The organism is Francisella sp. SYW-2, from assembly GCF_008711475.1.
Taxonomy (GTDB): Bacteria; Pseudomonadota; Gammaproteobacteria; order Francisellales; family Francisellaceae; genus Francisella; species Francisella salimarina.
The window spans coordinates 55364-76588 of record NZ_VXKO01000003.1 but is presented as its reverse complement, the minus strand read 5'-3'; the positions used below and the strand labels follow the sequence as shown (position 1 = coordinate 76588).

The window sequence follows — 21225 nt, the reverse complement described above, 5'->3', positions numbered from 1 at the left end:
AATCTCAATTAGTATTTAAAACTTAACTACTATTTACTCTTTTAAAACCTCCAGTTCTTCTAAAGCTGCAAACCATTCTAATTCAGTTTGTTCTATTTTTTCTTTTAGCAGAGAATGATCAAGTAAAGTTTGCTGAAGTTTTTGTTTATCATCATATAAATTCTGATTTTGGAGAGCATCTTGCATTTGTTGATCTTGCTGTTGTAATTTTTCTAACGCCCTTTCAAGTTTTTTGACTTTATCCTGCAGTGGCTTAAGTTGCTTTCTCTTATCAGCAGATAATTTTCTATCCTGTTTTTTAGAATCATTATTAGATTGTACCGCTATATTTGATGTATTATTCTCAGCTTTTTTGACTTCAAGAATGTACTTATAGTAATCCTTCATATCACCATCAAAAGGCTTAACCTGCCCTTCACCAACAAGCATATACTCATCAACTGTTGATTCTAATAAAAATCTATCATGCGAAACTAATATTATAGCTCCTTGGAAACTCTGTAATGCTACAGTTAAAGCCTCTCGAACACCAATATCTAAATGGTTTGTTGGTTCATCTAGTAATAAAAAGTTAGGCTCTTGATATACAATCATTGCTAGAGCTAATCTAGCCTTCTCACCACCAGAAAAGGTTCCTGCCTTTACCAAAGCCTTATCACCCACAAAGTTAAAACTACCTAAAAAAGTTCTAAGCTTTTCTTGAGTTGCTTGTGAATCTAAGCGTTGCATATGCAATAGTGGCGAAGCCTCAGAATCAAGCATATCTAATGAATGTTGCGAGAAATACCCTACTCTAAGATTTGGATGTTTTTCTATCTTACCTGATAAAATGTCTATATCACCAATAAGAGATTTAATAAGTGTTGATTTACCAGCTCCATTTAGACCTAATAGACCTATACGCATTTCATTATAGATATTTAGTTTTACGTTATTAAGAATTTCTTTATCACCATAACCAAGATCAGTATTTTGTAAACTGACCAAAGTACCTCCGAGATGCTCTTTAACTTGCTTAAATTCAAAGCTAAATTCAGAATCTGACTTAACAGCCTCTATTCTCTGTATTTTTTCTAACATCTTGACACGACTTTGTGCTTGTTTTGCTTTAGATGCTTTAGCTTTAAATCTATCAACAAAGCTCTGTAAATGAGCAATATGCTTTTGTTGTTTCTCAAACTGCTTTTGTTGTAGTACTTTTTGCTCATAAGACTGCTTTTCATAAGATGAATAGTTACCAGTATAAGTATCTATATTCTTATTATCGATATGAAATATTTGCTTAACAACATTATCTAAAAAGATTCTATCATGTGAAATAAGTAGTAAAGAACCTTTATATTCTTGTAGATACTCTTCTAACCATAGTACAGCATCTAAATCTAAATGGTTAGTTGGTTCATCAAGTAATAAAATATCTGACTCTTGCAGTAGTGCTTGAGCAAGATTTAATCGTATCTGCCAACCACCAGATAGCTCTTTTACCTTTTGCTGGAGTTGACTAACGCTAAAACCTAAACCTGACAGCAGTTTACCAGCTTGAGACTCTATTGCATAGCCTCCTAAAGATTCATACTCTTCATGGTATTTTGAATAATCCACGAAATTCTCAGACTCTAAAGATTTTTGCATTTGGATCTTCAATTGTTTTAAAGATTCTATACCATTGACTACATAATCTATAACTTTCGCTTCGAAATCATCAACCTCTTGCTTGACAGTAACTATGCGAGTATTTTTAGCAATCTCAATATCGCCCTTATCTGGTGTTAAATTGCCTTGTATAAGGTTAAAAAGTGTCGTTTTACCCGTACCATTTTTGCCTACAAGACCTATTTTTTGATTAGGAAAGATTGAGAAGTTAATATTATCAAAAAGCTCTTTTATCTCTACTTGATAAGATACATTTTTAAAGAAAATCATTTGTTTTAATATAAATATTTCATTAGCTAAATTATATACATTGAGTATTTATATAAAAGTAATTTTCAAATATAAGCTACTGATTTAGCTTATTTAGTAATGATAAATATACAAAGCAAACAATATAAGCAACTACAGTACCCCAATTAATACCCATAATTGGATATAACCAATATATTAATAAATCATATATAACTAGTATTGATACTCCATAAGAAAAATGTTTTAGCACTCCTGGAAATAATAAATTCTTGTATCTAAAGATTAAAACAGCAATCACAGAGGTTAACATTACAGGAAATGATGAAAAGATCCCTGCCCATTCATGCCCAACTATATTGGCAATTCCTGTGATTAATAGGACAAACGAAGCTACTAAAAAAATTCTAAAAGCTATAACTTTAAATATATTAACAGGCTCAAGCTTAATATTCTCTGTAGCCGATTTTTCTTTGACAACTATCTTAAAGAAGATAATAGTTAATATCATTGTGATTATAAAAATTATTAGTCCTAATGACAAAGTAATATTAAACTTTGTGAAAATGTAAGCACTTGTGAAATAAGCGACAAATCCTATACCAAGTGCGCTAATAGTATTAATAAATCGTTGATTAGAGAAAAGCTTACTACCGAAATAAAAGCCAATAGTAAATAACAGCATAGAAGCAAACCCTACAAGTGCATAAGGCATTGAATCTATCAGAAACTGTAATCCATTTTCACGCGCATAAAAGTAAGTAAAAAGACCCACACTAAGAGGTAAGCCTGAAAATAACCCTCCTAATCTAGGGCTTTTCTCAGATATATATATTAATCCTAGTACCATTAAAGCTGATAATATTATTTTTATGACAATCAATAACATATAAAAAATACCTTTATAAAATATAGACTAAAAGTTTACACTATTTGGTATTTTTATAAATCATTTTACAGATCTAATAATGCTATACTATCCAAAGCATTTATCTATACTAATATCTATGATGCAAAATATAATTGTTGTCTTATTTAATGATTTTGAGACTTTGGATGTATTTGGTCCTGTAGAAGTCTTAGGAAGTTTCAAAGAGCACTTCAAATTTGAGTATTATTCTCTAGAAGGTGGTAATGTATATAGTAGCCAGAATGTCTGTATAAATACCAAAAAACTCTCAGATGCTAATTTTAAAAACTCGATATTATTTGTGCCTGGGGGTATTGGTACAAGAGAGTTAATATATAATAAAAAATTAATAACTGAATTAACTAGACTAGCAAATAATACTAAATATATACTTACAGTCTGTACCGGCTCATCCTTATTTTCACAAACAAATCTGCTTAATAGCAAAAAAGCCACCTCTAATAAAAAAGCTCTAAAATGGACAAAATCTATAGCTCCAAATGTAATCTGGATCGACAAAGCTAGATGGGTAAAAGATGGTAATATTTATACAAGCTCTGGCATAAGTGCAGGCATAGATATGTCTCTTGGTTTTATCGCGGATATCTTAGGCTATGATGTAGCTAAACAAAAAAGTATTGAGTTAGAATACTCATGGCAAGAAGATGCAAATATTGATGAATTTGCAGATATTTATAAATAGTTAGTCATTTGCAAAGAGTTTTAAAACATTATCAAACTGAGGCTGTTGAATATTCCAAAATATAATATTAGCTCCAATATAATTCTTATCAAAATCATATAATTCTGCTGGTGTAAATTTCTTCAATGTTTTTGGATTTGTGTATGTATAATCAGGCTCTTGAACTGCAATAGCTATAGTATTTATATCTGCTTTATATTTATATAAAAATTGATAACTATTTTTCATCTGACTTTTTCGATATGGTACTGTGTCAGGATTACCTATGCCGATATTATTTTTGATTGCTATATCAAATATCTCTTGCATAAAACCATGATCATTATTCCATTCACATGGTAAGAAATTGATATATTGCACTACTTTGCTTTGCTTAAACTGTTTTTTAAGATAAAGCATATTGCTAACTACTGAATCTACATAAGTCTGACAAAACTTATCCGTTAAAAACTTCTCATCTATATCGATAGATGTCTCAGGTAAGTTTATACCCGCTATTTTACCATCATACTTTTTAGCTAGCTGATCTATCAACTTATGAAACCTTTTGTTTACTTTAGGATTCCATTGTTTAGTAACCCAACCAGCACCTAAAGGCTGCCCCTCTCCTGCAAAATCAGTTTGTCTGAGCACTCCATCATCATAGGTTTTAGATTGTAAGTATTTTGGAATTGGAATACGCTTAATTTCAAATGATTTGTCTTGTAGCTGTATAAATAGCTTTTTATTATATTTTTTGAGTAATTGATAGTCCTCCTCGATAGCTGAAAAATCATAGTTATCTTCTTCTGGCTCCAATCTTTTCCAAGAATAAACTATCTGAGCACCTTTTACCTGAGGATTATCAATTTCTTTGAGATGATCTTTTACAGAATCTCCTCCTAAAAATAAATATAGCTCTGGATTACTCGCAAAACATAAATTAAAAGCTATAAAGCTTGTTATAAATAAAATTATCTTTTTCATATATATCCTAAATTAAAAACTACAAACCATTAGAGTGTATAATAGCGAGTAGTTGTCAACCAAAAATTTATACAGCAAATATTCTTATGAGTAAAACAAGAAAAATCATACATATTGATATGGATTATTTCTTTGCTCAGGTAGAGGAAAAAGCAAATCCAAGTCTTAAAGATAAACCATTTGCTGTAGGCGGTACCAACCCTAAGCGAGGGGTAATATCTACTTGTAATTATATAGCTAGAGAATATGGAGTACACTCAGCAATGCCTACTGTAATTGCTATGCAAAAGTGCCCTAATCTAATACTTTTAAATACTGACTTTGCAAAATATAAAGCTGCATCATCGATTATAAGAAAGATATTCAACACTTTCACAGACAAGGTTGAACCTTTATCTCTTGATGAGGCGTATCTAGATGTTACAGATGTTATAGTATATAAAAATAGTGCAACACTAATTGCTCAGGCTATTAAACAAGAGATTTTTAACAAAACTGGGCTCACAGGATCAGCTGGAGTAGCTCCAAATAAACTACTTGCAAAAATAGCTAGTGATATAAATAAACCTAATGGATTATATGTAATCACTCCTGAGCAAGTTAATGATTTTGTTAAATATTTACCAGTTAAGAAACTTTTTGGTGTTGGTAAGGTCTCCCAAGAAAAACTAAAAAGTATGAATGTCGAGACTTGCTTAGATTTGCAGCAACTAAGCTTAGCTACTCTAGTAGATAAGTTTGGTAAATTTGGCAGCAGTTTATATAACTATGCTAGAGGTATAGATAATCGTGAAGTTAATCCAGTTCGTATTCGTAAATCTATAAGTGTTGAAAATACATACCCTGAAGATCTAAAGACTCTCGAGGCCTGCCTAGAGAAACTACCAAATTTATATGATAAATTGACTAGTCGTATAACTGACGAGCATTATAGGTCTATTATTGGTATTGTTGTCAAATTTACAGATACAAAATTTAATAAAACCAGTCTCACTAGAGTGTCAAAAATACTAGATAAAAAAGTCATAAAAAATCTAATAATTGAATTACATCAGAAACAAAATCACCCTATTCGATTGATTGGTATAGGTGTAAAACTGGGGGAAATTGATAATAGGCAGATGGAGTTGTTTTAAGATTAAAAAAAACATAGAACCTAATCATCTTTTCCGGATTCAAAGTCATAAATTATCTGATTTAGTGCGGCTGCAGCAACTTTATAAATAAAATATCTATATGATACGTATATATTTATGATTCCCAGAATGATACCTAATATAATAATCCAACCTAAAGTATATCCTGATATTTCAATATCTTTGAAATTAGAAACAAATACATTACAGAAAATTAGCAATATAAAGATAAATATAGTAGATACTCCATCTAATTTAGGCTTACTATTTTGTCGTTCTTTTAACGTCATATAAAGGTATTTTGCTTCTATCTTACTTTTAATATTTATTTTAATTTCTGCGCAAACACTTTCAATAATTTCAACCATTCTAGGACTATATTCATCTGACGGTTTTAAATAATATAGTTTTAATACAATAAGTATAAATATGAGCAAAAAAGCTATATTTATATATTCATATAAATTCTGACTTAGTAATCTATCTTTCACAATAATATAATTAAGTGAATAAAATATAACTATTAAAATTGTAGTAAACATAAAAATTATGTTATTTGCTATAGACTCTCTGAATATTGGTCTAAGATAATTAACAAATTGTTCTATAAGCCCAGGCTTTATTTTTTTATCTTTTCTAAGACAGATTGTATTTTCAAATTTTTCAAGTATGTAGTTAATTTTTTTTTGAAGCATATAGCATCCTCTTATACTCTTCCAAAACTCTAAAAATCTCTTGTTCATGCTCCAATTGATTTAACTTCTGTCTAAACTCTTTTGAACTAGGTAAATCAGCAAGATAAAAACTTGCATGAGTTCGAATTTCTTTAACTGCTACTTTGGCCGTTTTTAGTTTAATAAGTCTTCTTAAATGTTCTCCTAGTACTTCAACACGCTCAATTGGTGTTGGTGGTGGTATTAGCTCGCCATTATTTAAATACTCAGCAATTTGCCTAAAAATCCAAGGATTACCACGAGAGGCACGCCCCACCATCACAGCATCAACCCCTGTATGGTCAATCATTGCTTTTGCACTCTTTGGACAAAACACATCGCCATTACCAATAACCACAGTATCAACCGCTTTTCTGACATCGCGGATAATATCCCAATTTGCTTTGCCAGTATACATCTGCTCACGCGTACGCCCATGTATCGCAATAGCACTTACACCAGCATCTTCACAAGCCTTAGCTACTTCAATAGCATTTATATTTGCATCATCCCAACCAATACGCATCTTTACAGTTACAGGTTTATGGACTGCCTTGACAACTGCTGTTAGTATCTCATGGATTCTATCGACATCTTTAAGAAGTGCTGCTCCAGCTTGAAGTTTTTTAGCAATTTTTGGCATAGGACAGCCCATATTTATATCCAGAAAATCACATTCCGTATTCTCTGCGATATATTTAGTCGCACCAACAAAACTCTCAAGATCTGTACCAAATATCTGTATCCCAAGAGGCTTCTCACTGTTTTCCATATAGAGCATTTCCATAGTTTCCCAGTTACGCTCTACTACGGCTTTATTACTTACCATCTCAGTATATATTAGCCCTGCACCATGCTCTTTGCATATTGTACGAAAAGCACTATCACAGAAACCTGCCATTGGTGCAAGTACGACATTATTTTCTATTTCAATATCAGCTATTTTAAAGCCCATCTTTTACACCATCTAATAGAAACCATTGTCCCATTTGTTTGGGTTGGCCAAAGCTTATGCCATGTTTTTTAAACTCTTGTTGAACTTCATCAACTTGATTTTCTATGATTCCAGACAGTGCTAATCTTCCACCAGGCTTTAGACTACCTGTAATATTTTCAACTAGACTAATTAATACATTTGAGAAAATATTTGCCACAACTAAATCAAACTGTTGTGTAGGTGGATTATCACTAAAGTGGGCTTTATCTGCTACACTATTTTCTTGAGCATTTTTGATAGATGATTCTATTGAGTTTGGATCAATATCTATACCTTCAGCATATTTTGCACCTAACTTAACAGCACCTATAGCTAAGACTCCAGTACCACAACCATAATCTAGTACTTTCGAATCTTTGGTAACATGCTGCTCTAACCATTCTAGACACATTTTAGTTGTCTCATGATTACCACAGCCAAAAGCAATACTAGGATCAACTATTATATAAGTATGCTCATTATCTTGAGGTGGCTGCTTCCAATTTGGATAAACAACTATATTCTTACCTATTTCTATAGGTTCGTAATCATATAACCAAGCAGCTTCCCACTGCTGATCTTTGATTATTTTATAATTTATTTCACTTTCAATTATATTTTCAAACTTTTGTTGAATATTAGCAATGATAACATCTATATTATGATGGTTCTCATATAAGACTGTAATACTGACTATATCATCGGATTTATCTATTCTTGTTACAGAACCTGCATTGTTATCAAAGAGATAATCCTCGACTATATCAAAATATTTAGATTTTAGCGTAAATTCTAACTGGTGCCATTGTTGCATTTTATAAAAAAATAATTCAAAACTTTATATATCGTAAAATAATACTAAATATACTAATTAACGGCTAGATTAAATTTATTATTTAGTGTCTGATAATTAACCTTATTTCAACAATCTTCATTTTAATTTTCTTATTTTGACCTAGTTCTTCTTAACCAAAAAATGATTAACAATCCTCAGTACATGCACTGCCATATATCCAGCACTAGCCACTAACAAGCCCGCGACAAAACTACCTAAAAACAACGGTTTCCAAAACTCATATAAATGATTGAGCATATAAGAACCAAATGTTTCCCAGTCTGAGATATAAACCTGCTCTCCAAGCAAAAAGCATCCAAATATATAGTTTCCCAAATACATCGGTACCCAAGTCAAAGGGTTACTAATCCATACTGTTGAAATCGCTATTGGCATATTAGCTCTCAAAATTATAGCTGAAATAACTACAGGAGTCGTTTGCAGGGGCAAAGGAATCATCATCCAAAAAAAGCCGACAAAAACACCTCTTGCTACAGTGTCATAATTAGCAATCCATAGACTTTTATCTGTAATTCTATGCGCAGCAAAGCCGAGTAATTTAGAATTTTCTAATCTTCTTCTCTTTCTAATTAGTTTTCGAGCTCTTCTTGTATTCATACGCTTATCTTCTACAAAAAGTTTCTACCAAGAATCAATATCCATACATTAATAAATGTTTTCTTATATTTAAACTCAGAATATATAACCCAACTCTATGGCTGACTATAAGACCAAAATAGTCTATTTGCGTCATCACCTGGGCTAAATTCTACTTGCTTATTGTCGATATATTCACCATATCTTGAATTAATGAATTGTCTATCTGGTGGCACATAAGCAGCACCTTGAGCTCTCTCTTGTTCAACTTCAGGACCATAATACATTGTATATGGATTTGCTGGACGCATATAAGAATAGCTGATTGCTACACTCATCAAACCAAGTGTCATTAAAATTATCTTTTTCATTTTATATCTCCTTTAAAAGGCTTTTAGGCCAAAATTAATTATAACCTTTTTTAGTTACTTATATGAAAAAAATTTAACTTTAGACTATCGATATTTTGTTACAATTATTCTTAGCAAAAATATATACATAAGTAACTATGCAACAATATAGTAACAAATATAATAAAAAAGCTATTTTGTTAGTTAATCTGGGTACACCAGATAACTATGATGCAAAATCCATCAAAAAATATCTCAGAGAATTTTTATCTGATCGAAGAGTAATAGAAGCTAATCCTTTATTATGGAAGCTAATTTTAAATTTAATTATTCTACCAATTCGGTCAAAAAAGAATGTTCATACTTATGAAGCCGTATGGAATAAAGAGCATAATAAGTCGCCTTTGCTCCTATACACCGAGAATCTAGCGAAAAAATTAGATCAAAAACTCGATAACTATATAGTAGATTGTGCGATGCGTTATGCTAATCCAAGCATTGAAAGTAAGATCAAAAGCTTACAAGATCAAGGAGTTACTGAGATAATAGTATTTCCACTATATCCTCAATATTCTGCGACTACTACTGCAACTGTGTATGATGAGGTTTATAGAGTCTTATCAAAGCTAAGATGGCAACCCACTATCAAAGCAATAAATCCTTACTATGATAATAAGTTTCATATTCAAACCATTAGTCAACAAATTAGAAATTATCTGCAAGCTACAGACTCATATCCGGATATAATTTTATTTTCTTTCCACGGCTTACCAAAGGAATATTTTGATAAAGGTGACCCCTACTATTGCCATTGTCAAAAAACTTATCGCTTGGTTAAAGAGAGCCTACAGAATGAATATCCTAATATAGATTTTGAATTATCATTTCAATCTCGTTTTGGTCCTAAAAAATGGTTAGAACCTTATACAACTGTCAAACTAGAAGAATTTGCAAAGCAAAATAAAAAAGTTGTAGTTATAGCCCCAGGATTTAGTGCCGATTGCCTAGAAACATTAGAAGAGCTAGCAATAACCGAAAAAGAAAACTTTGTCGAAAAAGGTGGTAAAGAGTTTAATTTGATTCCATGTTTAAATGACTCTGATGAGCATGTCGATATGTTATACAAAATCATAGATGGTGAAATATGTCTAAAAAAATAGCTATACATTGGTTTCGTCAAGATTTACGCCTTGCAGATAACCCTGCTTTATATCAGGCTAGTCAAGCAGATCAAACAATTACGATATTTATACTAGATGAGAATCAAGAGATTGGTGGTGCTAGCAAACTTTGGCTTCATCACTCCTTGAACAGCCTAAATAAATCTCTAGATAATAAACTCAATTTTTTTAGTGGTAATCCACTAGAAATCATAAAAAAACTTATCAAAGAAAATAACATCACAGATTTTTATTGGAATAGATGTTATGACAAATACAGTATAGATAGAGATACTCAGATTAAACAATTTCTTCAAGAGCAAAATATAAATGTAAGTAGTTTTAATGGAAGTTTACTTATCGAACCATGGCAATGTAAAAAAGATGATGACACACATTATAAGGTCTACACACCGTTTTACAAGGAGCTTATCAAAATTAGAAAATATCGCTCAAATATTGTCAAACCAAGTTTCAATTCGCTAAAAAAGCTAGAGGCTGCTGCTGACTTAGACTCGTTAAAACTACTAGAACCAAAACTTTCTTGGCAAAACATAATAGATCAATGGCAAATTGGTGAAGGTGCATCACACCAAATCCTTGAAGAGTTTCTAGATAATAAAGTAAAAGAATACAAAACAGCTAGAGACTTTATGAGTACAGACTCAACTTCTAAATTATCTCCATATTTACACTTTGGTGAGATATCACCTAACCAAATTTTTAATGCCGTGCAGAATCTAGACTATATCGGTAACAATGAAGAGCACTTTATCAAAGAGTTAGTTTGGCGTGATTTCTCTTATTATCAGATATATTATTATCCTGAATTACATAACAAGAACATCAACCAAAAATTTGATAGTTTTGAATGGGATAACGATCTTACTCTTCTCAAGAAGTGGCAAACTGGACAAACAGGTATTCCAATAGTTGATGCGGGTATGAGAGAGCTTTGGCAGACTGGCTATATGCATAATCGCGTACGTATGATAGTTGCTAGCTTTCTTATCAAAAACTGTCTTATCCACTGGAAATATGGAGAAAAATGGTTTTTTGATACTTTATTTGATGCTGATTTTGCTAGTAACAATGCTAACTGGCAATGGGTTGCTGGTTGTGGTCTAGATGCCGCTCCTTACTTTAGAATTTTTAATCCGATATTACAAGCTGAAAAATTTGAAGCTTATGAATATATTCGTAAGTATGTACCAGAACTCAAACTTTTACCCAATAAACTACTTGCGAAGCCATGGGAGGCAAGCAAGCTAGTATTACAAGAAGCAGGAGTTAAATTGGGTGATAATTATCCAAAACCTGTAGTAGACCTCAAGAAATCTCGAGACAAGGCATTAGAATTGCATAAGAAACTTAGCTAAACTTCAAGCTTAATGAATTGCTTATATTGTTGTCCTTTCTTGAGCTTAATATCTGACTTATCATAGTTTTTGCCAATTACTGGTATAAACTGTGGCTCAAAACATATTGCATGAAATTTCTGTGAATTTAAACCATTTGATAACTTCAAACCATCAGGAAAATTAGTAGTATATATCTGCGTAGCTGGATAAGAACTTGTTACTACAAGCTTTCGTCCACTGATCTCATCTGTCAATTTAATAGCCCCATCAACAATATAACAATGATCTATCCCACCACCACTAAAATATTCAAAATTAGTTTCTAATTTATCTGCAATAACTGATTCTTGACTAAAATCCATTTCATAAGGAATTTTTATAATTTGCTTAGGTATACTGTTTGTATCAGTTATTACTACTCTCTTTGCAGATACTTGTAATTTGTGATTTTCAATAGTCGCTTTAAAATCTCCAGATAAATTATAGTAATTGTGATTTGTGAGATTCAGTAATGTATCTTCATTAGCTATAGCTTCAAAATAGATTATTAGTGAATTTTCTTGTAATTCATAAGTTATATCAATCTGTACATCTGCTGGAAAACCATCATCTGATGATTTTTGAATACGACTAAATTTAACTTTATTTTGATTAATTGTATAATCAAATCGCTGATGAGAGATATTATTAAAACTTCCATGAAGAGTATTAATAGACTTCTCATTTTTACTAACACTATACTTTTTATTATTTAGGATAAACTCACCATCTTTGATCCTCCCAGCTACCCTACCGATACTAGCACCATAATATGATGGATTATTAAAATAATTTTCTATATCTGCATACTGTAAGACTATATTTTCAAACTTACCACTGTTATTTCTAATTCTAAGAGAATATACAGTAGCTCCAATATCTAATAGTTCTAATTGGATATTATTATTTTCTAATGAAATTATATTTAGGAAGTTTTGTGCGATTTTAATTCTTTTAGTAGATACTTCTAGCATAGTCTAATATCAATTCTGCAACTTGTGATTTTGATATATTATTATACTCTTTTAAATTATTTTCAGATAAGATTGTTACACTTGAACTATCATTACCAAATACTTCGGTTGAATTAGCAACTATCATATTTAGATTTTTTTTGACAAGCTTAGATCTAGCATATTCAACTATATTTTCAGACTCGGCCGCAAAGCCTATAGCAAAAATACTTGGATATGATTTTTTACAATTTGCTAAAACATCAGGATTTTTAATAAACTCTAAAGTCAAAGTTTCATCAGTTTTTTTAATTTTATTAGTAAATTTATTTTTGATCTTATAGTCAGCTACTGCAGCACAACCAATAAAAATATCACTATCTTTAGCTTTCTCGAGCATTGCCTGATTCATATCATCAGCACTTTTAGTATCAATGATTTCTAAGTTAGGATGTTTAATATCAAAACTTATTGTAGTTTTTGCTTTTAATACTACTACATTTGCTCCTCTTGCAAGTAGCTCTCTTACTAAAGCAAAACCCATTTTACCAGAGCTATAATTTGATAAATATCTAACACCATCAATATCTTCTATAGTTGCTCCTACTGTTATCACTACTTTTTTAGCTTTGAAATCTTGAGCAACATTCAATAACTCAAATAAAACCTCAGGCTCATGTAATCTGCCACTACCTATATCTCCACAAGCTTGGACACCTTGATCTGGAGCAACCAAATTAAACCCTATGCTTTGAAGTTTTGTGATATTCATCTGAGTTAATTGATTTTGCCACATATTTACATTCATAGCAGGAGCTATATATACTTTAGAATTATCATCATTAGCTAATATTGTTTGACTTAATAAATCATCAGCTAAACCATGAGCTAATTTTGCAATAGTATTTGCTGAAGCCGGAACTATAAATATCTTATCAGCCCAACGTGACAAATTGATGTGTGTCATACTTTGACTATATTCACTCATATTCAAAGATTCATCAGCATAGACATTACAACCTAAAGCTACTAAAAGCTCAGGCTTTATAAACTGCTGTGCTCCTTTAGTGACTATAGCTCTACACTCAACACCACTTTTAATAAAAAGTCTTATCAAATTTATAGTCTTAAAAGCTGATACACTACCAGTAATCCCAAATAAAATCTTATTACTCATAAATATTAATCTCTATTTATCTAATACTTTTTCTCTTCTATAAAACATAATTATTAGTAAAACCATAATAGCTACTAATACAGCTAAGATATTTACATTCATCCTAAATGTGCTTTCATTAGTAATCCAATAAGCAAAAATAATCCCAAAGAAAATACTACTAGTCCTACCGAGAGCAAATATCATATTAGTAGCTAATGAACGAACTTCTGTCGGAAATTCAGTTGCTGCATATTGTGCCCACATAATGTTATAACCACCACCAATAAGACCAATAAGTATTCCATAGAAAAATATAAAATCACTAGATACATATTTATACGCAAAGATACTCACCAGAAATATAACTATATTTATTACAAAAAATAAACTCGGTGATTTAAAATATTGGTTATATATTCCGCTAAGAATACTACTAATAATATTTCCTGCAAAAAATCCAAATAAAAACAGCTTAACTAAACTTGCAAAATCGACATCATTCGCGATGAATTTCACCAATGCAAACATTACAGTTATCACAAAGAAATAAGGTAGTGTAATTAAAAAGTTAAGAATCAGCGGTTTATTATAATTTCTGATAAGAAAACCTATACTTCCCGCATTTTTAAATTTATCAGATTTATACAACTCTATAAAATGTGGGGACTCTTCTAACACTCTTCGAAATGCGTATATACCCAAACCAGCAAATCCACCGAAAACGAACATCACTTTGTAAGAGAAAACACCAAAAAGTGTAGCAACAACTCCACCCATTACACCTAAAATATACAAAAGACTCATTCCCCAAGCGGCTAATCGAGGCGGAAAGAATTCTACTATCAAAACACTAGATACAGCAAACTCACTCGCTAGAGCCAAGTATGCTAAAAATCTTAGCAGCATAAAAATGTAAATATTATTCACAAATATACACAATAAAGTAGTCAACGAATAAAGCAAAATACTATATTTTATAACAGTAATGCGCCCAAACTTATCAGCCAAGATACCAAAGAGGATTGCACCGACTAAGATACCAACCATTTGAATATTGTTTATCAAGTAATAAGTTTGTTGAATTTTAGTAGAATCAAAAATTCCAAATTGTTGTTTTAGTAGATCAACATAAGAAACACTAAACACCGTTAAATCATAAAAGTCTATAAAATAACCTAAACAAAGGATTATTAAAATCCATTTTGCATTTTTCATTACTCAAAATAAATTGATAATATTAGAGATGTATTATAGATAGATAAAAGTTTAATGACTATAGCTAAAAAGCATTAATCGACAATAATATTCTTCTCATTTGCTGTAGATCTACAAAATGCTACATAACGCTTATCAGTCACAAACCAATAGAAGACAATACCAACAACTGCATCAGCAAAATAGTTTGTGATAGGTGTAGTTAAACAAACAAAAATTATAAATGGTAATATAAGCATCAGAAGGTTCTTAATTCCAATTCTTCTAAACTCAAGACTTGCATATATAGTTATAAGAACTACGAGTATAGCACTCATATTAATTTGTGTTTGAATCTCTACAGTATTAAGTAGTAATGTCAAAACTACAAATACAACTAAACCAAATAATCTAGTACGTGGTGCTAAAGCTCCCATACTCACAGGTGCTGCCATATATCCAATAATATGAAAGCCTGTCACAACCAACATTAAACCTGTCCAGTTGTCTGAGAAAAACAGAAATATAACTGATAATATAAAGTTTGCAAGAAGAGATCTACGCGAAATATTTACAACTGGAGTAATCTTAGCAAAGTATCTAGGCATCTGCCCTTCTGAGGACATTGCATATAGCATTCTCGAAGATGCACCTAAATATGTATAACCTGTAGCAGATGGACTAACAACACTATCAACTATAAGCAAAAATGATATATATCCAAGTCCTAATAATGTCGCTAGCTGTAATAATGGTGAATCAAAATCTAAACCAGCCCAACCACCTTTTTCTAAAAGATATTGATGTGGTACCGCTTGCATGAATGCATATTGTAAGCCTAGATATAAAGTCAAAACTATTAGTAGCGCTAGAATAATAGCTAATGGGATATTTCTACCAGGATTCTTAACTTCACTAGCATAAGCAACTACAGTTTGAAAGCCATTGAAAGTATATATTAAACCACCTGCAACAATAGCTGTTAATGCTGAGCTAAATCCAAACTGGGAATTATTAGGGATATCATCTGAGAACATACTTACATGATCAGAACTGTGCATAAGTGCATAAGCTATAAATATAATGACAATTATAAATGGAACCGCCATTTTAAAAACTGTTATAGCATTATTAACTCTAGCTAGTAGTTTGACACCATAAAAATTAATTACTAGATATATAAATAGTACAACTAGTGCAAAAATCATCCCTGACATAGTTAAAACACCATCGTGCATCAACCACTCCATAGCTTTAACACCTGATAAATACTGTGTAGTTGCTAAAGCCTCTGATGAAATAACCACTACAATACCAAACCAATTTGCAAAAGCAAATGGCATTGCAAAAATACTATTATGAGATATCGCGCTCGATCTAGTGGTAGCTCCTCTTACTGGATACAGAGATACAACTTTACCAAGACATAGCGCAATCATCACAACAATTAATGCTGCTAAGATCCATGCTAAGAACGCCCAGTTACCAGCATTTTTAGCTGTAAGCTGAGCACTAAATAGCCAACCTGAGCCGACCATACAAGTAGTACCGATTAAAACGGCACTAAACAACGACATCTTTTTTACAGATACATTATCACTCATATTCATTCCTTATAATTAATTTAAAACTAGACAAAAAAATATTTTTCATATTTTTAAGCTATGATTATTTGATAGTTTTCGATCATTAACTGACAAAAAAATTTAACAACGTAACTTTTAAATTACCATCAAGAATATGAGTTTACAATATTTTTTACTCCTCTAAACTCATTAAAGAGGCATTACCACCAGATGCTGTAGTGTCAACACTAACTGTTTTTTCTACAACAAACCTGCGCAAATATAGAGGTGATGCTGTTTCTATTGCCAAGCTAGTACACTTACCATCTTTAGCAACACTCTCAGCAACAAACGGGATAATTGCTCCTCTACGTAACGCTAAAGCCTGATGAATCTGTTTAACAGAAGAAATACTTCCAGAAAAAGCTACTAAAGCTACCTTACTATTAAAGAGTAATGCCGAAATAATCTCCTCATCATCAAATAAGATTAGATGGATAACTTTAGGGTTAACTCCTGCTTTAAGCATTAACTTAACAATATTATAAGCTGTAAGGTTGCCTGTGTATGCCGGCTTTGTAACTACAGTATTACCTGCTAATAGTGCTGCTGTAGATTGACCAACAAATCTTATTAACATGTCACAGCTTGAACACATACTAATTACTACACCGCGACCTTTCAAGCTTAGTTCATCAATTTCACCTGTTGGTCCAGGCAGTAGTTCAGGATGAGCAAATTCTTTTTTAGCCTGTAAACAGTAGTATGCTACCTGCTGTATAGTTTTATCAATCTGAATATGAGCATCTTCTACAGATATATTTGACTCTGCGACCAAGCATGATGCTACTAGATGACGTTCTTTTTCTAATAAATCTAAGAATTTCTCAATAATTACAGCTCTGTCTTCAGCATTTATATGATTCCAAATATCTGCTTCTGCATTGGCGATTTCTATAGCTTTATCTACAGTACTTACAGAAGCAATATGTTTTTTACCAATATTCTTGCCATCAGCCGATTTTAAATCGATATATTTATCCTTTTTGGCTTTCTCACCAGCCACAATACTGCTAATACTGTACTTATCTTTTATTAGTTTATTTGTGGCTTTTTCATCGTTAGAAATTTTTTCAGGGTTATAAATCTCTTCTACTGCTCCAACACCTGATAGCTTCTCATTTGCCAAACGATGCATATAATAAGGACCACCTGCTTTTGGACCAGTACCAGACTTACCTTGTCCGCCGAAAGGCTGAACACCTACAACAGCACCAACAATATTCCTATTGACATAGACATTACCAGCTTTAATATTATTTTTGACATAGTTCATAACTTCATTAATCCTACTATGAACACCAGCAGTCAGACCATATCCAGTAGAATTAATATCTTTTACAAGTTTATTAAGCTCATTAGCTTTAAACCTAAGGATATGAAGAATCGGACCAAACTGCTCCCTACCAAGGTCAGATAGTTTCTCTATTTCAAATGCTGTTGGCAATACAAAAGTACCCTCTTGAGTATCTTCATTTGGCTGTGATTGATATATTAGTTTAAATTGTTTTTTCTTCTCTTCTATATACGCATTTAGATTATCAGCTGCTTCTTTGTCTATTACAGGTCCAACATCTGTATCGATATATTTTGAATCACCTATTTTAAGTTCTTTCATAGCACCAACAATCATTTTGATATAATTATCTGCTATATCTTCCTGTAAGCATAATATACGTAATGCTGAACATCGTTGGCCGGCACTATCAAAAGCAGAACGTATAACATCAGCAGTAACCTGCTCAGGAAGTGAAGATGAATCAACAATTAAAGCATTTTGTCCACCTGTTTCTGCTATAAACGGTACTATCTCACTAGATTTTGATGCTAACGTTTGGTTTATAATTCCAGCGACCTCAGTTGAACCTGTAAATATTACACCTTTACACACAGGACTTTGAACCAAAGCACTACCAACAGTTGCTCCATCTCCAGGAGTAAACTGCAACACCCCTTTAGGAAGACCTGCCTTGAATAGTAATTTAACAGCTTTATAGGCAATGATTGGAGTCTGCTCAGCTGGCTTAGCAACTACTGTATTACCAGCAGCTAATACAGCGGTTATCTGACCTAAAAAAATTGCTAATGGGAAATTCCAAGGACTAATACATACCATAGCTCCTTTACCTGTAAACTCAATCTGTTTCAAATGATCAGATAACGCTGGTAAATCAATAGGTCCATTAAATTCTTTACGAGCTTGAGCTGCATAATAGCGACAAAAATCTACAGCTTCTCTAACTTCATCAATTGCATTTGATAAAGTTTTACCCGCTTCAATCATAGCTATAGCGATAAATTCATTAGTATTTTTCTCTAATAGATCTGCGAATTTCTCTAAGATTTCTGCTCTTTGAGATGCAGGAGTACTGTTCCAATCCTCAAAAGCACTCTGAGCATTTTTCAATGCTCTTTTAGCCATTTTGGCATCAGCATTGATAACAGACCCTATTGTATTTCCAGTATTAGGATTTATAACCTCTTCAGCAGTTGTTTTGTCAATATCAACATTAGAGACTATTGGTTTTGCTTTGTATGTATTTTTATGAGTATATTTCTCAATATTTTTATACATACTAGCAAGTTCAGCAAAGTCATTTGTATTGTAGCCTTGTGAATTTAACCTAGGAGCTACTATATCTTTAGGATAAGGTATATTAGGATGCTGACCACAGCCATAATCTATAGCTTTTTTAACTGGATCCTCTATTAGCTCTTCAATAGGTAAATTTTCATCAACGATTCTATTTACAAATGAACTATTAGCACCATTTTCTAATAATCTTCTAACTAAATATGCAAGTAAATGCTTATGGCCTCCAACAGGCGCGTATATTCTACAAGGAATCTCCTCATATCCCTCTTGACCTACGATATTATCATATAGAGGATCTCCCATACCGTGCAGACATTGAAATTCAAAATCTTTATTACCATTAGCTAACTCCATAACTACAGCTACAGTTTGCGCATTGTGCGTAGCAAATTGAGGGTAAATATATTGATGGTTTTCAAAAAGTTGTTCTACACATGCTTGATAAGAAACATCTGTATGATATTTACGTGTAAATACCGGATAGCCATCTAAACCTTGCTCTTGAGCATGTTTGATTTCAGCATCCCAATATGCACCTTTTACAAGACGAATCATAAATCTTCTATTTGTTTTCTTAGCAAGATTAGCTAAGTAGTCTAGTACGTAAGGAGCTCTTTTTTGATAAGCCTGAACAACTATACCAATTCCATCAAATCCATCTAGAGATGGCTCATGAGCTAATCTCTCTACTAGCTCCAAAGATATTTGTAACCTCTCAGTTTCTTCTGCATCAATATTCATGCCAACATTATACTGTTTAGCTAATTGAGTAAGCTTTAGAAGTTTTGGATATAACTCCTGATGAACTCTTTGGTGTTTAGCAACCTCATAGCGTGGATGCAAAGCAGATAGTTTTATGGATATACCTGGATTCTTTTTAATTTCTTTATTTGTAGCATATTTAGCTAATTCATTAATAGCATGTATATATTGTTCATAGTAGTAGTCAGCATCAGCCATTGTCATCGCTGCTTCACCTAACATATCATAGGAGTAGCTATATCCTCTAGCGACTTTCCCCTCTGATACTTTTAATGCTTCTTCAATAGTTTCACCAAGTACATATTGCTTACCAACTATTTTCATCGCTTGCTTCATAGCCTGACGAATTACGGGTTCACTCGATTTTTTTAGTAAATTTTGGAATACTTTTCGATATGCTCCATGAGGATTTTTTAGTATTTTACCCGTTAGCATCAAGCTCCAAGTAGCAGCATTGACAAACAGATGCTTTTCTCTACCAACATGATTCTTCCAAGCAGCACTTGTGAGCTTATCTTTTATTAACAAATCAATAGTATATTTATCAGGAACTCTTAATAATGCCTCAGCTAAACACATTAGAACTATGCCCTCTTCAGACGATAAATCGTACTCAATCATAAAAGCATCGATACCAGATTTTTTTAATCTATTTTTTCTAACTTTTTCTACTAGGCTATATGCTCTCTCTCTTATTTGAGCTTTCTGGACACTTGTCATGTGAGCTTTTTCAACAAGCTTAGTTACAGCCTCTTTTTCTTCTACTAACCAATATCTAGAGATATTCATTATTTCACTTGAAATAGGATACTCAATTGAATGATTTAATAAGTTATTCATATAGTTTCCTCTTATATTTACTTTAGTATATTTTTATTAAACTTCTTTTTCTCTTGAATAATTTTATCAACAAGCTTTTTATATTTATTAGGTGGAGTCACCCCTTTAAATAACCAATCAAACATATCATTATCTTCACTAGCCAAAAACTCTACAAAAAGTTTCTTACCAGTAAGATCTTCTTGCATATAACAATTATTTAAATATGGCGCTAAGATTATATCAAGTTCAAGCATCCCTCTACGTGCAGAGTATTTTATTTTTTCAACTGAATTGAATATAAGATCATTTTTTATTTTCATAATAGACAAGCTTATTAAATATAAGGATTACACTAGTTTATACTATACACTTAGCACAACCAATATCGTTAAAGGAATTATTTCAAAAAATACTCTTTTATTTAGCTAAACATTCCGGTATTATTTGCTCTATAATTTTAGGTTTA

Annotated in this window: 18 protein-coding genes; 4 read left to right on the top strand and 14 right to left on the bottom strand. The window is 31.9% G+C overall.

Features of this window, described 5'->3' with window-relative positions:
• Nucleotides 1-33: 33 nt before the first annotated feature.
• Nucleotides 34-1923, bottom strand: coding sequence for an ABC-F family ATP-binding cassette domain-containing protein (locus tag F3D57_RS02020; protein WP_150465012.1), 1890 nt, complete (start codon nucleotides 1921-1923; stop codon nucleotides 34-36).
• Nucleotides 1924-1999: 76 nt separating this feature from the next.
• Nucleotides 2000-2791 carry an MFS transporter gene (locus F3D57_RS02015; protein ID WP_150465011.1) on the bottom strand — a complete coding sequence of 264 codons (792 nt, stop codon included), beginning with the start codon at nucleotides 2789-2791 and terminating at the stop codon, nucleotides 2000-2002.
• A 121-nt stretch (nucleotides 2792-2912) separates the two neighbouring features.
• On the opposite strand from F3D57_RS02015, the gene F3D57_RS02010 reads away from it, so the two are divergent.
• Nucleotides 2913-3515, top strand: coding sequence for a DJ-1/PfpI family protein (locus F3D57_RS02010; protein WP_150465041.1), 603 nt, complete (start codon nucleotides 2913-2915; stop codon nucleotides 3513-3515).
• Here F3D57_RS02010 and F3D57_RS02005 read toward each other — a convergent pair whose 3' ends face one another.
• Nucleotides 3516-4481, bottom strand: a complete 966-nt coding sequence (locus F3D57_RS02005; RefSeq protein ID WP_150465010.1) for a hypothetical protein — start codon at nucleotides 4479-4481, stop codon at nucleotides 3516-3518.
• 86 nt (nucleotides 4482-4567) lie between these two features.
• Between F3D57_RS02005 and dinB the strand changes: the two genes are divergently transcribed.
• Complete coding sequence (gene dinB, locus F3D57_RS02000) at nucleotides 4568-5617, top strand: DNA polymerase IV (protein ID WP_150465009.1); 1050 nt, start codon at nucleotides 4568-4570, stop codon at nucleotides 5615-5617.
• A gap of 20 nt (nucleotides 5618-5637) precedes the next feature.
• Here the strand turns inward: dinB and F3D57_RS01995 are convergent, their stop codons facing one another.
• The 5 genes from F3D57_RS01995 to F3D57_RS01975 all read right to left on the bottom strand — a co-directional run bounded on the left by F3D57_RS01995 (nucleotide 5638) and on the right by F3D57_RS01975 (nucleotide 9109).
• Nucleotides 5638-6312, bottom strand: a complete 675-nt coding sequence (locus F3D57_RS01995) for a hypothetical protein (RefSeq protein ID WP_150465008.1) — start codon at nucleotides 6310-6312, stop codon at nucleotides 5638-5640.
• Entirely contained in the window at nucleotides 6293-7285 is a 993-nt protein-coding gene (gene dusB / locus F3D57_RS01990; RefSeq protein ID WP_150465007.1) for a tRNA dihydrouridine synthase DusB, read from the bottom strand. Before dusB ends, F3D57_RS01995 begins: the two co-directional genes overlap by 20 nt.
• Nucleotides 7275-8120 (bottom strand): 50S ribosomal protein L11 methyltransferase, encoded by an 846-nt coding sequence (prmA, locus tag F3D57_RS01985; RefSeq protein ID WP_150465006.1) that lies wholly within the window; start codon nucleotides 8118-8120, stop codon nucleotides 7275-7277. The genes dusB and prmA overlap by 11 nt, the downstream gene beginning before the upstream one ends.
• A gap of 141 nt (nucleotides 8121-8261) precedes the next feature.
• Nucleotides 8262-8759 carry a DUF2062 domain-containing protein gene (locus F3D57_RS01980; RefSeq protein ID WP_150465005.1) on the bottom strand — a complete coding sequence of 166 codons (498 nt, stop codon included), beginning with the start codon at nucleotides 8757-8759 and terminating at the stop codon, nucleotides 8262-8264.
• A 95-nt stretch (nucleotides 8760-8854) separates the two neighbouring features.
• Nucleotides 8855-9109 carry a hypothetical protein gene (locus tag F3D57_RS01975; RefSeq protein ID WP_013923010.1) on the bottom strand — a complete coding sequence of 85 codons (255 nt, stop codon included), beginning with the start codon at nucleotides 9107-9109 and terminating at the stop codon, nucleotides 8855-8857.
• Nucleotides 9110-9246: 137 nt separating this feature from the next.
• Between F3D57_RS01975 and hemH the strand changes: the two genes are divergently transcribed.
• Together hemH and F3D57_RS01965 are read left to right on the top strand one after the other, a co-directional pair.
• Nucleotides 9247-10248 carry a ferrochelatase gene (gene hemH, locus F3D57_RS01970; RefSeq protein WP_150465004.1) on the top strand — a complete coding sequence of 334 codons (1002 nt, stop codon included), beginning with the start codon at nucleotides 9247-9249 and terminating at the stop codon, nucleotides 10246-10248.
• Complete coding sequence (locus tag F3D57_RS01965; RefSeq protein ID WP_150465003.1) at nucleotides 10233-11627, top strand: cryptochrome/photolyase family protein; 1395 nt, start codon at nucleotides 10233-10235, stop codon at nucleotides 11625-11627. Before hemH ends, F3D57_RS01965 begins: the two co-directional genes overlap by 16 nt.
• Here the strand turns inward: F3D57_RS01965 and F3D57_RS01960 are convergent.
• The 6 genes from F3D57_RS01960 to F3D57_RS01935 form a co-directional block, all read right to left on the bottom strand.
• Entirely contained in the window at nucleotides 11624-12622 is a 999-nt protein-coding gene (locus F3D57_RS01960; protein ID WP_150465002.1) for an aldose epimerase family protein, read from the bottom strand. The two genes, F3D57_RS01965 and F3D57_RS01960, sit on opposite strands and share 4 nt — an antisense overlap.
• Nucleotides 12603-13778 carry a bifunctional phosphopantothenoylcysteine decarboxylase/phosphopantothenate--cysteine ligase CoaBC gene (gene coaBC, locus F3D57_RS01955; RefSeq protein ID WP_150465001.1) on the bottom strand — a complete coding sequence of 392 codons (1176 nt, stop codon included), beginning with the start codon at nucleotides 13776-13778 and terminating at the stop codon, nucleotides 12603-12605. The genes F3D57_RS01960 and coaBC overlap by 20 nt, the downstream gene beginning before the upstream one ends.
• Nucleotides 13779-13790: 12 nt before the next feature.
• Nucleotides 13791-14975, bottom strand: coding sequence for an MFS transporter (locus tag F3D57_RS01950; RefSeq protein WP_150465000.1), 1185 nt, complete (start codon nucleotides 14973-14975; stop codon nucleotides 13791-13793).
• A 74-nt stretch (nucleotides 14976-15049) separates the two neighbouring features.
• Nucleotides 15050-16558 carry an APC family permease gene (locus tag F3D57_RS01945; protein WP_146422073.1) on the bottom strand — a complete coding sequence of 503 codons (1509 nt, stop codon included), beginning with the start codon at nucleotides 16556-16558 and terminating at the stop codon, nucleotides 15050-15052.
• A gap of 154 nt (nucleotides 16559-16712) precedes the next feature.
• Nucleotides 16713-20777 (bottom strand): bifunctional proline dehydrogenase/L-glutamate gamma-semialdehyde dehydrogenase PutA, encoded by a 4065-nt coding sequence (gene putA / locus F3D57_RS01940; protein ID WP_150464999.1) that lies wholly within the window; start codon nucleotides 20775-20777, stop codon nucleotides 16713-16715.
• A 17-nt stretch (nucleotides 20778-20794) separates the two neighbouring features.
• Complete coding sequence (locus F3D57_RS01935) at nucleotides 20795-21079, bottom strand: succinate dehydrogenase assembly factor 2 (protein ID WP_150464998.1); 285 nt, start codon at nucleotides 21077-21079, stop codon at nucleotides 20795-20797.
• Between the last annotated feature and the right edge of the window lie 146 nt (nucleotides 21080-21225).

What these genes read in the sequence shown, in the direction of transcription:
- F3D57_RS02020 (WP_150465012.1), bottom strand. Translation starts at nt 1,923, where the DNA reads ATGATTTTCTTTAAAAATGTATCTTATCAAGTAGAGATAAAAGAGCTT.
- F3D57_RS02015 (WP_150465011.1), bottom strand. Translation starts at nt 2,791, where the DNA reads ATGTTATTGATTGTCATAAAAATAATATTATCAGCTTTAATGGTACTA.
- F3D57_RS02010 (WP_150465041.1), top strand. Translation starts at nt 2,913, where the DNA reads ATGCAAAATATAATTGTTGTCTTATTTAATGATTTTGAGACTTTGGAT.
- F3D57_RS02005 (WP_150465010.1), bottom strand. Translation starts at nt 4,481, where the DNA reads ATGAAAAAGATAATTTTATTTATAACAAGCTTTATAGCTTTTAATTTA.
- dinB (WP_150465009.1), top strand. Translation starts at nt 4,568, where the DNA reads ATGAGTAAAACAAGAAAAATCATACATATTGATATGGATTATTTCTTT.
- F3D57_RS01995 (WP_150465008.1), bottom strand. Translation starts at nt 6,312, where the DNA reads ATGCTTCAAAAAAAAATTAACTACATACTTGAAAAATTTGAAAATACA.
- dusB (WP_150465007.1), bottom strand. Translation starts at nt 7,285, where the DNA reads ATGGGCTTTAAAATAGCTGATATTGAAATAGAAAATAATGTCGTACTT.
- prmA (WP_150465006.1), bottom strand. Translation starts at nt 8,120, where the DNA reads ATGCAACAATGGCACCAGTTAGAATTTACGCTAAAATCTAAATATTTT.
- F3D57_RS01980 (WP_150465005.1), bottom strand. Translation starts at nt 8,759, where the DNA reads ATGAATACAAGAAGAGCTCGAAAACTAATTAGAAAGAGAAGAAGATTA.
- F3D57_RS01975 (WP_013923010.1), bottom strand. Translation starts at nt 9,109, where the DNA reads ATGAAAAAGATAATTTTAATGACACTTGGTTTGATGAGTGTAGCAATC.
- hemH (WP_150465004.1), top strand. Translation starts at nt 9,247, where the DNA reads ATGCAACAATATAGTAACAAATATAATAAAAAAGCTATTTTGTTAGTT.
- F3D57_RS01965 (WP_150465003.1), top strand. Translation starts at nt 10,233, where the DNA reads ATGTCTAAAAAAATAGCTATACATTGGTTTCGTCAAGATTTACGCCTT.
- F3D57_RS01960 (WP_150465002.1), bottom strand. Translation starts at nt 12,622, where the DNA reads ATGCTAGAAGTATCTACTAAAAGAATTAAAATCGCACAAAACTTCCTA.
- coaBC (WP_150465001.1), bottom strand. Translation starts at nt 13,778, where the DNA reads ATGAGTAATAAGATTTTATTTGGGATTACTGGTAGTGTATCAGCTTTT.
- F3D57_RS01950 (WP_150465000.1), bottom strand. Translation starts at nt 14,975, where the DNA reads ATGAAAAATGCAAAATGGATTTTAATAATCCTTTGTTTAGGTTATTTT.
- F3D57_RS01945 (WP_146422073.1), bottom strand. Translation starts at nt 16,558, where the DNA reads ATGAGTGATAATGTATCTGTAAAAAAGATGTCGTTGTTTAGTGCCGTT.
- putA (WP_150464999.1), bottom strand. Translation starts at nt 20,777, where the DNA reads ATGAATAACTTATTAAATCATTCAATTGAGTATCCTATTTCAAGTGAA.
- F3D57_RS01935 (WP_150464998.1), bottom strand. Translation starts at nt 21,079, where the DNA reads ATGAAAATAAAAAATGATCTTATATTCAATTCAGTTGAAAAAATAAAA.